Here is a 14,413-nt window from a genome sequence, read left to right as displayed (position 1 = left end):
CCAAAAACAGCTTAGATTGCGAAGCTGACTGGATGAAGCTTCTCAGACGCGGATGATGTTCTCCCAAAATCACGCGTCTTTTGCTTGCTCTTCTTTCAGAGCAGCGATCAGTTCTTCGAGATCTCGAGTGAGTGCTCGAATCTGCTGATCAAGGTTTGAGCTGTCATTGTCTTTCGCTGATTGTTCAACGACTTGTGCAGACTCCACGACTGGGAGTGCCTCAAAGTTGGCAGCTAGTCCTTTCAGGCTGTGGGCTCCCCGTCGCAGGTTGGTCCAGTTTTCTTCTGAGTGGGCAGCATAGACCTCTTCTAGAAGGATTGGAGCATCTTCAAGGAAGGCTTTGATCATCTCATCCAGGATTTCGCGATCTCCCCCCATGCGTTCCAAAGCGATCGACAGGTTGAACATCGGAACATCATTCATCTTGCTACTTTCAGTTGACTCCTCATCCGACTTCTCCGCTGGCGATGAGGCCGTAGCAGAAGTAGAACCCGGGTATGACCTTTCCTGGTCATTGACCAGTCGTTCAACGAGTCGAATGAGCTTAAACGCTTGAATTGGCTTTGAAACATATCCTGACATCCCAGCTGCGAGACATCTTCGGCGATCTTCCCGCCGCGCATGTGCTGTCATTGCAATGATGGGAATCTTCCCGAGTGGGGCATCCAGCTCGCGGATCAGTCCAGTTGCTTGAAGACCGTCCATCTCTGGCATCTGTACATCCATCAGAACAGCGTCGAACTTTTCCTGTTTGACGGCCTCAAGGGCTTCTCGCCCATTTTCGACGACCGAAATCTTGTGGCCGCGACGTTCAAAAATTGCTCGGACAACTTTCTGGTTCGCCGGCGTGTCTTCAGCCACGAGCAGGTTGAGCGACCGGGCTGCTTTGAGAGGTGCCTTTGGATCAGCAACTTTTCTTTCGACGCTTTCGCCGTTCAGAACTCCCATGATGGCATCGAACAGGTCTGATCCCGTCACCGGTTTTTCAATGAGGCTGCAAATGTCGAATCGTCTCGTCAACCGCTCGAGAAAGAGGCGATTCCTCGGTGAGACCATCAGAATGAACGGGCAGGTTACGCCGTAGTCTCGGGCTTGAGTGATCAAATCCAGGCTGGAAGTCCCGTTATCTGCTGAGTCGACAATGGCGACCGAGGGAGTCGTTGACTCCGAAATCGATTTCCAGATGTCCTCCGCTTCTTCCTGACTTCCCGTCGCGCTGACTTCCATTCCCCAGTCGGACAGACGTTTTGAAACGACTCGGAGATTTGTTTGATTGTCGTCGATGACAATCGCTCGGTGTCCGCTCAGATGGGTCGTGTCGAATGACTCTTCGACGACTGAGATCACTCGGAATTGTGACGTGAAGCGGAACAAAGTTCCTTTGCCCACCTCGCTGGTCACACCAATCTCGCCGCCCATTTTTTGAATCAGTTCCCGGCAGATTGAGAGTCCGAGTCCCGACCCCGTGCGGCTGCGCGTGATCGAAGAATCGACCTGTGTGAACGGCTCGAAAATTCGCTCGAGGTCTTCTTCTGGAATTCCGACTCCAGTGTCAGCGACCGTGAATTCAATCTGAACGGTTTCGTCGTCGATCATATTGGATGAGACCGTGACAACGACTTCCCCGTGGTCTGTGAATTTGATCGCGTTTCCGGTCAGGTTGACGAGAACTTGTCGCAAGCGGAAGCCGTCTCCTTCGAGGCGGTCCGGGACAGAGCCCTCGACATCAAATGTCAGCTCCAGGCCTTTCTGATGTGCCCGGTTGGCCAATGTCTTGACGGTATTTTCAACGGTCTCTCGAAGGCGAAACGGCTCTGGATCGAGTTCGAATCTCCCCGCTTCCATGCGGGAGAAGTCGAGCAAGTCATCGAGAATCAAAAGCAATGTTTCCGCAGAATCTTTAGCTGTCCCGAGATAGTCACGCAGCGCCTGCGGCAACGGTTCTTCGAGAACAATGCGCAGCATTCCCAGCACGGCATTCATGGGAGTTCGCAGTTCATGACTGATGTTGGCCACGAACTCCGACTTAGTTTTATTGGCGACCTCAGCAGCGTGGCGCGCTTCTTCCAGTTCCGTTTCTCGTCGCTTTCGAGAAGAGATGTCTCGCTCGATCGAAGCTGTTCCAATGAGTCGACCTTCCGAACTCAGAATTCCCGATTCTGTAATCCCGACTTCGATTTGATTTCCATCGCGATCAATGCGGGTCACTTCGAAAGTGCTGACATTCCAATCCCGCTCGCTCACGTCGACTGGTTTCGGCATCTGCTCGTCTTCCGCACAGAGCAGAGCAGTATAGTTTTGCCCGATCACTTCATCGGCTTCATAGCCGTAAAGCTGAGACGCTCCCTGATTCCAACTCTTGATCGTCCCGTCGAGAGCTTTGCCGATAATCGCATCAGCCGATGATTCGACAATGGCAGCCAGTTCAGCACGCGTTCGCTCTGCCTGAATACGATCGGTGGCGTCTTCAAACACCACGACCGCCCCCACGACGTTTGTCCCGCGCCGCACCGGAGAAGCCCAATACTCAACGGGGAAAGATGTTTTGTCTTTCCGCCAGAAGACTTCGTTGCTGACGTGAACACTCTTGCCGTACATCAACGTTTGATTGATAGGGCAGAGTTCCTGCGGATAGTGGCGCCCATCGTCGTAGGAGTGATGGACCAGTTGATGTACTTTTTCTCCCAGCAACTCTTCCGCGGATTCGAATCCAAAGACACGCGCGCAGGCTCGATTCGCAAACGTACATCGGCCGTCTGGATCGATCCCATAGATTGCCTCGCCGGAAGCTTCCATGAGCAGGCGCAGCTTCTCTTCGCGATCGTAGAGTTCCCGAATCGTGCGCTTGAGTGGTGTGATATCGCGCTCGATCGTGGCTGACCCAATCAATCGACCGTGCGAATCACGGACGGGAGAAATCGAAAGAGAGATGTCGAGCAGACTTCCGTTCTTATGTTTTCGAACCGTCTCAAAAGATGCCAGTCTTCGCCCAGACTGAACGACATCTTGAATTTCCTCTTCTTCCTCAAGTGTTCCTTCAGGCAAGATGAGCTGAACCGTTTTTCCGATCGCTTCTCGCTCTGTATATCCGTAAACCCGCTCCGCACCTTGATTCCAACTGACGATCGTCCCGAAGCGATCCTTTCCGATAATGGCATCGTTCGACGATTCCACAATCGCAGCGAGGTAGGACTTCAATTCCTGCCAGCGCCTTCGCTCCAAGAGTTCCTGAAGCGGTTTCAGCTCGTTCCGGACGTTCGAAATCAGACGAGCATCTTCGGGAATTTCGTCCCAGTGATAACACTGAACGTAGGCAGCCAGGTGACCATCTGCGATGACAGGCAAAGTCAGCACTGTCTGCATCGGAGGGCAATGGACTTTGGAGAACGGAAATTGCTTGCTGGCAGCTTCCTGATTGCTCCAGACAGGCTTTCGACCGTTAGGATTCTCTGACGGAACTCGTTCCGCAGAATCGATTCCGTTTGAATCGAATTGAGTCTGGAGATCGGATTGCGGGCTGTACCAGACAGACGACTCTGGAAGCAGTCGGCCGAGGGTATCGAGAGTCAAACCAACTGCGACTGGCCAGTTAATCGAGTCGAGGATCGACTTCAAACAATCTTGAAAGACTCCCTCGATGGCCCGCGAGTCTTCTTCGGATTTCGCTGTAAAGATCACATCGCCGGAAGACATCAAATCGGCAGCCTTCTTCGGCTCACCAGCCGGTTCGCTACTCGATCCGTCAGGTGAATGAGTCCGATCGCGCACCGTGCCGATGAAGAGTTCCTTGTCCCCGACTCGAACAGGAACCACGGTCAACTCGACCTCGATGATCCGTTGATCCTTCGTGAGCGCTTTCAGATGAGTACGTCGATTGATGACCGGACCGAAACCCGATTCATTGTAGGTCTTGAGCCCCACCCAATGAGCCTGGCGATCCGCCTTGGGGATAATCAACTCAGCCATCTTGCGGCCGACGGCTTCCTCGCTGCTCCAGCCAAACATTGCTTTGGCTTGTCCGGACCATTCCAGAACGGATCCGTTGCGGTCCACCACGATAATGGCATCAAGAGTTTGCTCTAAAAATGGCTGGAGCCAATCCTGCCGCATTACTCATTTCCAACTGATGCGTTCATCAACGATAAGGCTTGAACATGTGGTCGATCTCCAAACACGCTCATTCAGCTACGGGCGACGCGTTTTGATGAATCCTTGTGAGTGACTGCAAAAACTCGGCGAAACAACACTCGCAGAATGATTGCAAGACCTGCGAAGCGATTGGACTCTCAACGCGCTCAATCAGAGAATAATGTTTCCGAATGAAGTCAACCATCGAACGCGGAAGAGGTTACGACTGACTCTCTTCATCTGTTTCCATGGTGACATTTTTTGAGACATTGATTCCGAAGTTGGCAATTCGATCTCGAATCTTTCCGCGTGTGATTCCCAGAATTTCGGCAGCGCGGGACTGATTTCCTCCGGTTTCTTGTAACACGCGAGTCATGAGATATCGTTCCATCATCTCCAGCGACTCAGCATAGAGATTCGTCGAATCACCTTTGAGCCGTCGACTGACGAACCCTTCCAGATCGACGCCTGGATCTCCCTTCTCGTTGGTCTTCGCCACGGGTTCACCCCCGCGAACGAACGAAGGAAGAAACGCCGGTGCAATCACGGTGCCGGTTGAATTCAGAACTGCCTGACGGATCACCGAACGCAATTCCCGGATGTTCCCGGGCCAGGAGTAATCGAGCAGATGTTGCAAGGCGTCCGCAGAAATTCCCTCGATTGTTGAGAAACCGAGTTCCTGGATCGCTTCTGTCAGAAAATGCCTCAACAGCAGTTTGACGTCATCTCCGCGATCTCGCAGAGGCGGGAGGTGAATCGTGACTCCGTTTAGTCGATAGAGCAGATCGGATCGAAATTCCCCTTCCTCGACCATTTTTTCCAGATCACGATTCGTCGCAGCGACGATCCTGACGTTGGTTTGGAGAATCTCATTTCCTCCGACACGCTCGAATCGCTGTTCCTGCAACAGTCTCAAAACCTTGGCTTGAACGACGGGCGCCATGTCGCCAATTTCATCGAGAAAAATCGTCCCGCCGTCACACTGTTCGAACTTTCCGATTCGCCGTTTGTCCGCACCGGTGAAGGCTCCCTTTTCGTGGCCGAAGAGTTCGCTTTCCAGAAGTGCATCCGGAAGAGCAGCACAGTTGACCTCGACGAACGGACGGTTCGATCGGTCGCTGTGCTGAAAGATGGCGCGTGCGACCAGTTCTTTGCCGGTTCCGCTTTCGCCTGTCACCAGAATCGGAACATTCTGGCTAGAAACGCGCCCGATTGCTTTGAATACGTCCAGCATTTGAGGGCTGCGGCCGACCATGAGATCGCGGCTTTGAGAAGTCTCTTCTGCAACTCCCAAAGCGACGGGAACACTCATCAACTGCCGAGTGCGGGATGCCTGATCAACAAGCTCCTCAAGTTCTGGAAGATTCAGAGGTTTGGCAATGTAATCGTAAGCCCCCATCTGCATCGCTTCGATGGCTGTCTCGCTGTCAGCCTCGCCGGTCATAAAGATGACCGGAACATGGGGGTCGACTCCCTGTAGATCACGGAAGACGTTGAGACCTGATCCTTCCCGCAGAACCAGGTCGAGAAGTACGACATCCGGTTCATACTCTTTGACAAGAGAGATTCCTTCCTCACCTGTATTGGCAAAAATCAGACTGTGACCAGCTTTTTCCAATCCGCGTTGAATCAGAATCAAAACCGATCGGTCGTCGTCAATCGCAGCAATCCGGGCCATTTAACTCAGCCTTCAGTACGTAAAATTTTCCGAGATGATCTTACCAAGACAGTTCTCAGGACACAGTCCATACGACTGAAATCCTCGCGATGTTTTGCACGTCTCATAGATTTCGCTGAGGGATCAACTTCAACAAATTTGTATTGATCGCCTTGCAAGCCTCTTTTTTGATGATCGCGAATCGCTCATCGCGGCGGACTGTCCGCCATTCGCCCCCATTCACGCAAGCATCTTTCGGACAACACAAAATATCGCGGCCGTATCCCGCCTTCTTGCGCTTCCACCTAACTGTTGAAAGAGTAACAGTTTTCGCAAGGGAGCCACATCATTCAAGAGGTACTTTTGAGAATCGGAGTGCTTGAATGGCACACCGAATGCAATAAGCCTCTATCAAGCGTATTCGAAATAAACTCTGGGGATGCGACCTTGAGTCCGAAAACAGGGACTCGAATTCGTTCCGCTCACCTTTGATTCCCGAGCGAACGACTTAATCGCCCCCGTCACCACTTCAGTTGAAAGGGACACCGATGTTGAGCTGGGCAATTACATTTCTGATTATCGCATTGGTCGCTGGTTTGCTTGGATTTGGAGTAGTCGGTGGAGTCGCCTACACCGCTGCGAAGATCTGCTTCTTCGTATTCCTCATTCTGTTCGTTGTCGCATTGGTGAGTGGTCGCCGCACGACCGTATAAAGCGACGAACGATTCCACTGTGATCGGTGTTCCCATCTCGTTGATGCCGAGATTGGGAACTCCCGCCCGATGACGGTGCAGTGAGAAATGCAAGAAGTGGGATCTGTCCAGACTGGATCAGCTTCCACGCGAACAGGACCGCCCGGTGAATGCCGAGCGGTCCTTGTTTCGTTTAGCCGATCGAATTTTGACTGACGCGACCGTTTCAACTGGTCCAAGACGTCGACGTTCTCACTCGCTCAATAAGCTTTTACGTGCATTGGCTGAAACAAATTGGTAAACTTGGATAGAAGCTTCCCGCCCTGCATCCTCCCCACTGAACTCCTCAGCTTCAATGCCCACCTACACACGCCATCCATTGAAAATGGTTTTCGTAGCCTGCTGCCTGTTGCTGTTCTCTGAGCAGCTCTGCAGTGCTCAAACAGCCTCTGTTGATTTCCAGAATGATATTCAACCGATTCTGACGCGGTTCGGCTGCACATCCGGTCCCTGCCACGGGAAGGCCCGCGGTCAGGGAGGGTTTCAACTTTCTCTGCTCGGATTCGATTCCAATTTTGACTACGACGCCATCACCAAAGATGGTCGAGGTCGAAGAGTTTTCCCAGCTGCTCCCGACGAAAGCCTTCTTCTCCTGAAGCCGACAGGTCAGGTTCCGCACGGAGGAGGCAAGCGACTCGCAGTCGATCAACCTGAGTACGTCACTCTTAAAACCTGGATTCAACAAGGAATGCCGCGCAGTGTTCCTGAAGCTCCCTCGCTGACGAACATCACGACGACACCGAACGCGTTGGTGATGGCCAATGAAGAGACTCATTCGTTGACCGTGACAGCCCACTTCGATGACGGGTCCACCCGCGATGTCACTCGACTCTCAGCGTTTCAGTCGAACGAAGCTCCGATTGCATCGGTTGATGAGGAAGGTCTCATCGAAGCTGGTTCAATCACCGGCGGTGCCACAATCATGGCACGTTATCAGGGACAGATCGCCGTTTGCGAAATCACGATCCCTCGTCCAGACCCCGTCGCCAGCGAAGTCTTCGACGCCCTTCCCCGATTTAACTTCATCGATGACCACATCTGGAACAAGTTGCAAAAGCTGAACGTCACTCCATCCGATCTCTGTTCCGATCACGTCTACCTGAGACGAGTCACAACTGATCTTTGTGGCCGTATTCCAACGCCGGAAGAAGTTCAGGAGTTTCTCAACGATTCATCGCCCGACAAACGACAAGCTGTCGTCGATCGGTTGCTGCAGGAACCTGAATTCGCGGATCACTGGGCGAACAAATGGATGGACCTTCTGCGTCCCAATCCCTATCGCGTTGGGATCAAAGCAGTCTTCAACTACGACCGCTGGATTCGCGAACGATTTCACGAGCGCATGCCTTGGGATCAGCTTACTCGCGAGTTGATCGCAGCCCGGGGAAGCACGTTCCGAAATGGGGCAGTCACTCTCTATCGAGATCGAAGAAGTCCCGATGAAGTCGCGACACTTGTGAGCCAACTCTTCCTTGGAGTGCGACTCGAATGTGCGAAATGTCATCATCACCCCTTCGAAAAGTGGGGACAGGATGACTTCTACAGCTTCGCAGCTTTCTTCGCCAAAGTTGGAAGAAAAGGGCGCGGAGTCTCACCTCCCATTTCGGGAAGTGAAGAGTTCATTTTCGCAGACAAATCCGGTTCCGTCAGGCACCCGATCTCCGGGGAAGTTCTTCCACCACGATCGCTTTGGGACAACGTCACGGTTCCCGAAGACTGCAACGACCCCAGAGAAATTCTGGCTGATTGGATCACTTCGCCTGAAAACGAACTCTTCGCTCAAGTCTTCGCCAATCGAGTCTGGGCAGACCTCATGGGCCGCGGTCTCGTCGAACCGGTCGATGATTTTCGAGCCACGAACCCAGCTTCAAACCAAGCTTTGCTGACCGCATTGGGAGAACACTTTCGCGACAACGATTACTCACTGGCAGAGCTCGTCCGGGCCATCACTTCGTCAGCCGCGTACCAACTCAGCTCGATCCCGAATGAACAGAACGTTGAGGATACTCGAAACTATTCAAGGCACTACCGTCACCGCTTAAGAGCCGAAGTCCTGCACGACGCCTACACAACAATCACAGGAATTCCGTCAGACTTTGAGTGCATGCCGCCCGACTCATCGGCCAAGCAGCTCTGGACACATCGGATTGACTCCCTCTTTCTCGATACGTTTGGTCGTCCGGATCCCAACCAGGATCCACCCTGCGAACGTACGACGGACTCTACAGTGGTCCAGGCACTGCATTTGATGAACTCCGAACAGCTGCATACACGACTGGTCCACAAGCATGGGACAGCCGCTCAACTTGCGGAATCAGAAGCTTCACCGCAGGAAATCTGCAACTCGATTTATCAAACGATCTATAGCAGAGAACCAACCGAGGCCGAATCACAACTCGTCGTCGAACTCATTAATCAAGCACCTGAAGAACGCCGAACAGTCATCGAAGACATCATGTGGACCATGTTGAACACCCCGGAATTTGTCATTCAAAATTAATACGGCATCTTGAACGTTTTAGAAATGATGAGTGATCTGATGAGACTGCTGAACTCATAAGTTTCAAGATCACTTACGAGACGATATCGAAGAATGAAGATCCCACCAGTACGAATTCACCTGGGTGATTGACCAGCAAATTGGACATGAACTAATGAGCACAAAACGCAACTGTGAGGGAACCACCCGGCGCGACTGCCTCAAATTCGGTCTGGGCGGCATGCTCGGAACAGGACTCGTCGATGGCCTTCGACGTCGAGCAAAAGCATCTGAATCATCGACCGCCCCGCGTCCGCAGGCGGACCGTTGTATCCTGATTTGGATGGACGGAGGTCCGACGCATTTCGAAACGTTCGACCCCAAACCGACCGCACCAGCGGAGTATCGCGGCGAATTCACTCACACCAAGACGGCCGTTCCCGGAACGGTATTCTCCGAGCACATGACGCAGCTAGCCGCGACACTCGGCGACTACGCCATGATTCGCTCCATTCGTCATGATCAGGGAAACCACGGAGCGGGCAACCATTACATGATGACCGGTGCGCCGCCACGAATTCCGGTCGGATGCGGAGCCTATGTCAGTTTCCATCCCAGCATGGGCTCGGTCGTTGCCAAGAAACTCGGGAAAGATAACGGACTGCCTGCCTACTTCAGTATGCCGAGGATGTCCCGATCCGGCGGACCGAATTTTCTGGGAGCCCGCTTCGCTCCGTTCGTTGTCGCTGACGACCCAAACCGAGACAACTTTCGCGTTCGCGACGTCGCAATTCCAAAATCACTCGCAGAGGAACGATTCCAGGGTCGCTCTGATCTCCGCTCGAAAATTGATCAAATGCTGCGTCTCAATAATGAGGCCTCCGGAGATCCTGTCGCTGCTTTTGACGAATACTATCGTCAGGGATTCGATCTTGTGACATCACCCGATGCACAACGGGCATTTGATATCGAACGTGAAGACTCAGAAACACGCGACCGTTATGGACGTGACAGCTTCGGGCAAAGATGTCTCCTCGCACGTCGACTCGTCGAAGCTGGTGTTCCCTTCATCACAATTTACGACGGAGGCTGGGACCACCACAGCAACATTTTCGATGCTTTACGCACGCGGCTCCCGAAATGGGATAATAGCGTGGCAACGCTCATTCAAGACCTGAAAGAACGCGGACTTCTCGACTCAACTCTTGTTGTCGCTCTCGGCGAGTTTGGTCGAACACCGAAGATCTCCACTCTTTCCGGACAGACTACTCCCGGTCGTGATCACTGGGCGAATGCCATGTCAGTCCTTATGGCTGGAGGGGGAACTCCGGGAGGAGCGGTCATCGGAGCAACCGATCGCAAAGGCTTTTCCGCAGTTGATCGTGTCCTCTCACCCGAGAATTTCGTGTCGACGATTTACACGAAACTCGGCATTGATCCGGACGAAATGTTGTACACGCCGCAGGGCCGACCGACTCACCTCGTCAGTGACCCCACTCCGATCTCGGAACTGATTGCATGACCTCACGTGGACTGACCTTCGCACTCATCCTCAATCTTCTCGCCGTTCGAAACATCGCTGCCGATGAACCACCGAAAATTGATCGCCTGATTCCCTCCGGAATTCAGTGCGGAACAGAAGCCAGCATTCAGATCGTTGGCAAACCGGGATCAGACCCGCTGCAGGTCTGGTCCGAATCAAATGGCTTTGAGTGGTCATTCGACGAGAAGAACGAAACCGCACAGCTCATCTGCCGTGAAAATACAACGCCTGGATTGCACTGGATTCGTTTTTACAACTCATCCGGTGCGACAGAACTGATGCCGTTCTTCGTCGGGACGATCGCGGAACTCGCCGAACAGGAACCGAACAACTCCATTTCCGATGCACAGGTCATTGAATCCAATTCTGTTCTCGTGAACGGCATTCTCGAGAAGTCCGGCGACGTTGATACTTACTCAGTCAACCTTCCGTCCGGATGCACCTTCGTCGCTTCGATGCAAGCCAACAGTGCTCTCGGTTCACCGATGGATGGCATTCTTCAGCTTCTGGATGCGAAGGGAACCATCGTCGCCCAAAACGATGACGATCAGGGATTCGATCCGCTCATTGCGTTCCCAGTCACGAAACCCGGACAATACTTTGTCCGAACGTTTGCATTCCCAGCCGAACCGAACAGCTCCATCCGCTTCGCTGGGGGCACGGATTATCTGTATCGACTGACACTCACCACCGAACCGTATGTGGACTACTGTCTGCCGATGACAATCTCAACAGACGAAGTCACTCCAGTCAAGTTGTTCGGATGGAACCTCAACCAAGATCTTCGCCTCATCACGGTCAATCCATCTCAAGAAGACAGCACTACGATTTTCGAAGGACTGACGAACTCAATCGAGCTCCAGAACGTTTCCGGTCAGAGCCTCTCCGAGCGATCAGTCAGCGAAGCAGAGCTTGGAATCCCGTTTCATGTCGCCGGAGTTCTCGACAGCCCGGAGGAAACAGACTCCTATACCCTCAGCTTCGATGAGAAACGAAAAGTAGCAATCCGCGTGCGTGCCCGCGAATTGCATTCTCCCCTCGATCCGATTCTCACTATCGTTTCCAGCGATGGAAAAGTTGTTCACGAAAGTGATGACCAGTCACGAGAAGAGCTCGATGTCGACACGACGTTCGACTTCCAACCCGGGGAGTACAAGCTCTCCATCTCTGACCGATACGTCGCCGGAGGAGACCGCTACTTCTACGTCCTCTCCGCAGAAAACAAGATCCCCGATTTCGCAGCGACTGTCGCATCCGAACACTATGTCCTGACCGACGAAGAGGAACTCACGATCGCTGTCGAAATCGGACGCGAAGAAAAGTTCGCGGAGTCGATTCAAGTCTCTATTGAGGGACTCCCTTCAGAAGTTCATCCCGTTCAAGAAGCACCCGACGAGACCGACGACAAAAAAGAGCCAGCGAAGTCCATTACAATTCGCATCAAAAAACCTGCCGATCTCAATAGCTGGAGTGGACCGATTCAGATCATCTGCACATCTGAATCTGGGATCGTACACTCCGCGAAGACATCGATCGGCAAGGGGGGGTTTCAGTCTCAACACCTCTGGTTGACAATTCGATAAACTCGCCCGCTGATACCTCAATCTATCTCGGGAGTTGCTGAATGAGTTTCATTGAATGGTCGGACTTCGAACGCGTGGAATTACGAGTTGGCAAGATCGTCGCTGTCCATGACTTTCCCGAAGCCCGCAAGCCTGCCTACCGCCTCGAAGTCGACTTCGGGGAAGAGATCGGAATCAAGAAGTCGAGCGCGCAAATCACGGGGCTCTACACGAAGGAAGAGCTGCACGGACGCCTCGTCATCGGCGTCACCAACTTCCCTCCCAAACAAATCGGTCCCGTCCGCTCAGAGTGCTTAGTCACTGGGTTCGTCCGCGAGGATGGACAAGTCGTGTTGGCCGTCCCGGATCAGGATGTCCCGCTCGGATCGAAACTCGCCTGACCGCGATGCTCGTTCGGTTCGGTTTCGATCGTCAAAAACTTACAATCATCCGCGACTCATTCATGCGAGCAAGCAGTCAAGCAAGAGCATTTCACTTCTGTTCTCGGCAAGCGTGAACTGTTCTCGGAAGGGGAATCAATGATCGGAATTAGCAGAAGAAACTTTCTGAGAGCCGGAGCGGGAGTGGCACTCGGGGGAATGCTCGATCTGAATCTCTTCGCTCAAACTCCGATCGGGGATCGTCCGGAACAAGACCCAGCAGTGACTGTTCTGTATCCAAGAGACCGCGTTCCCCTCACGTTCATCATCGACGACTCCACCTGTCTCGTGAACATGGGACACTTCTGTATCCCGCAGTTCCAAAGCTGTTACCCCGATCGCCCGGTGTATCAAAAGCCCTGGTGGACTTTTCCTCGCGAGATTCCGGACAGCTTCGTCAGAGAGTTCGGCGAATGGTGTGCTGAGAATGGAGTCAAAGGCAAATACAGCATCGTCCCCTACCCCTCTTGCGTCGGATGGCTGGATCGTGAACTTCCCGGGTGGTCGCGCAAAGACTTGCTCGCCAGCTTGAAACTCGTCCGAGATCTTATGGTTCCCAACTGGGACATCCATCCCGAAATGATCACGCACACTCGAGTGATCGATCTCAAGACGGGACGACCCTTCGACGAAATCAGTCCAGCAACGATGGAGAACTCATATCCCCGCGAGAAGAAAAGCGTTGACGAGCTGGCCGCGTATTTGGCTTATGCACTGCAAATCATCAAGAACTGCGACCTCCCCTGCGAGGGAGTCACGACACCGGGCGGGTTTGGAAATCTCGTCAAATCAGAGCTCTCACTCGCAGCCCAGGAAGCAGTCAGAGACGTTTACAATGTTGAGATCCCGCACTACTTCAAATATGTCATCACAGGTGACGAAAGCACAGAGCCCATCGTCGAAAACGTTTCCGGGTTGGGAACGTCTCAAGTCAATCTGACGGTGAACATCCCCGCGGGAACCGGAGACTGGTACGGAAGCTGGGAAGGAGATGTCACTCCCGAACCGGATCGATATGCCACCGAAGATGCATCGTCTGGTCGCATGGTCGAACTCATTGAGAAAGGCCAACCCGCGTTCATGCTTTGCCATTGGCCCGGCATGTACTGCAATGGAAGCAAAATCGGATTCCAGGGATTTCAGCGAAACGTTCTCTCACTCAACAGCAAATACGGTGATCGGACTCACTGGATGAAACTCAGTGAGATTGCACGCTACTGGGCTGCGAAAGAACTGACGACCGTACAAGTCACGGACTCAGCCATTCATCTCAATGCGCCGTTCGCTTGCCCTGATTTCACCTTGCGAACAACTGCCTCACACAGCCAACCGCCTCAACTGATTCACAAACAAGATCGACGAGCACTGACTGAGGTGAAAAATCGATCGGAGTTAACTCCCGGGACCTGGCATCATCAGGACAACGAAACAACCGTCTGTTTTGCTCTTCCGAAAGGGAAGTCGCAATTGAAAATCGACGGCTGAGCACGCATTCGCACGAGCAAACTCAGAGTTCTTCCTGATAAAGAAGTTCAAGCGAACGCACAGGAAAGAGCAACCACTTTATTCATCGACGATCTGAACCCCTTTCCAAAACGCAACTCGACCTTTGATGTCATCAGCCGCAGCTTTCGGATCAGGATAATACCAGGCAGCGTCTTCGTTCGTTTGATCCCCGACTTGAATGGAGTAGTAGCTGGCCGTCCCTTTCCATCCACAGACAGTTTGAGTCGAACTCTCTTTCAGCAAATCCATGTTCACCGACTCAGCAGGAAAATAGTGATTGCCTTCGACAACAACAGTTTCGTCCGAATCTGCAATCACCATCTCTTTCCAAATCGCCTTCATGAGT

General features: G+C 52.8%; 9 protein-coding genes. 6 read left to right on the top strand and 3 right to left on the bottom strand.

The features are described 5' to 3' along the window. Positions 1-69: 69 nt before the first annotated feature. Positions 70-4,110, bottom strand: coding sequence for a PAS domain S-box protein (locus tag AB1L42_RS04980; RefSeq protein ID WP_367052003.1), 4,041 nt, complete (start codon positions 4,108-4,110; stop codon positions 70-72). Between the two features lie 238 nt (positions 4,111-4,348). Beyond that, positions 4,349-5,806: a sigma-54 dependent transcriptional regulator gene (locus tag AB1L42_RS04975; protein ID WP_367051999.1), complete on the bottom strand. Its 1,458-nt coding sequence runs from the start codon at positions 5,804-5,806 to the stop codon at positions 4,349-4,351. Between the two features lie 527 nt (positions 5,807-6,333). On the opposite strand from AB1L42_RS04975, the gene AB1L42_RS04970 reads away from it, so the two are divergent. The 6 genes from AB1L42_RS04970 to AB1L42_RS04945 all read left to right on the top strand — a co-directional run bounded on the left by AB1L42_RS04970 (position 6,334) and on the right by AB1L42_RS04945 (position 14,046). Next, positions 6,334-6,498 (top strand): DUF1328 domain-containing protein, encoded by a 165-nt coding sequence (locus AB1L42_RS04970; protein WP_367051995.1) that lies wholly within the window; start codon positions 6,334-6,336, stop codon positions 6,496-6,498. 334 nt (positions 6,499-6,832) lie between these two features. After that, positions 6,833-9,037 carry a DUF1549 and DUF1553 domain-containing protein gene (locus AB1L42_RS04965; protein WP_367051977.1) on the top strand — a complete coding sequence of 735 codons (2,205 nt, stop codon included), beginning with the start codon at positions 6,833-6,835 and terminating at the stop codon, positions 9,035-9,037. 154 nt (positions 9,038-9,191) lie between these two features. Next, positions 9,192-10,538: a DUF1501 domain-containing protein gene (locus AB1L42_RS04960; RefSeq protein WP_367051969.1), complete on the top strand. Its 1,347-nt coding sequence runs from the start codon at positions 9,192-9,194 to the stop codon at positions 10,536-10,538. Continuing rightward, positions 10,535-12,142 carry a PPC domain-containing protein gene (locus AB1L42_RS04955; RefSeq protein ID WP_367051965.1) on the top strand — a complete coding sequence of 536 codons (1,608 nt, stop codon included), beginning with the start codon at positions 10,535-10,537 and terminating at the stop codon, positions 12,140-12,142. Before AB1L42_RS04960 ends, AB1L42_RS04955 begins: the two co-directional genes overlap by 4 nt. Positions 12,143-12,183: 41 nt before the next feature. After that, on the top strand, positions 12,184-12,522 hold the full coding sequence (locus AB1L42_RS04950; RefSeq protein ID WP_367051961.1) for a tRNA-binding protein: 339 nt from the start codon (positions 12,184-12,186) through the stop codon (positions 12,520-12,522). A gap of 138 nt (positions 12,523-12,660) precedes the next feature. Beyond that, the gene (locus AB1L42_RS04945; protein WP_367051960.1) at positions 12,661-14,046 is read left to right on the top strand and encodes a twin-arginine translocation signal domain-containing protein; all 1,386 of its coding nucleotides are present in this window, start codon (positions 12,661-12,663) and stop codon (positions 14,044-14,046) included. 78 nt (positions 14,047-14,124) lie between these two features. Here AB1L42_RS04945 and AB1L42_RS04940 read toward each other — a convergent pair whose 3' ends face one another. Continuing rightward, positions 14,125-14,409, bottom strand: a complete 285-nt coding sequence (locus AB1L42_RS04940) for a DUF427 domain-containing protein (protein ID WP_367051959.1) — start codon at positions 14,407-14,409, stop codon at positions 14,125-14,127. Positions 14,410-14,413: the final 4 nt, after the last annotated feature.

This window comes from Thalassoglobus sp. JC818, assembly GCF_040717535.1.
GTDB lineage: Bacteria > Planctomycetota > Planctomycetia > Planctomycetales > Planctomycetaceae > Thalassoglobus.
The sequence above is the reverse complement of the archived record's forward strand: the minus strand, read 5'-3'. Positions and strand labels throughout refer to the sequence as shown.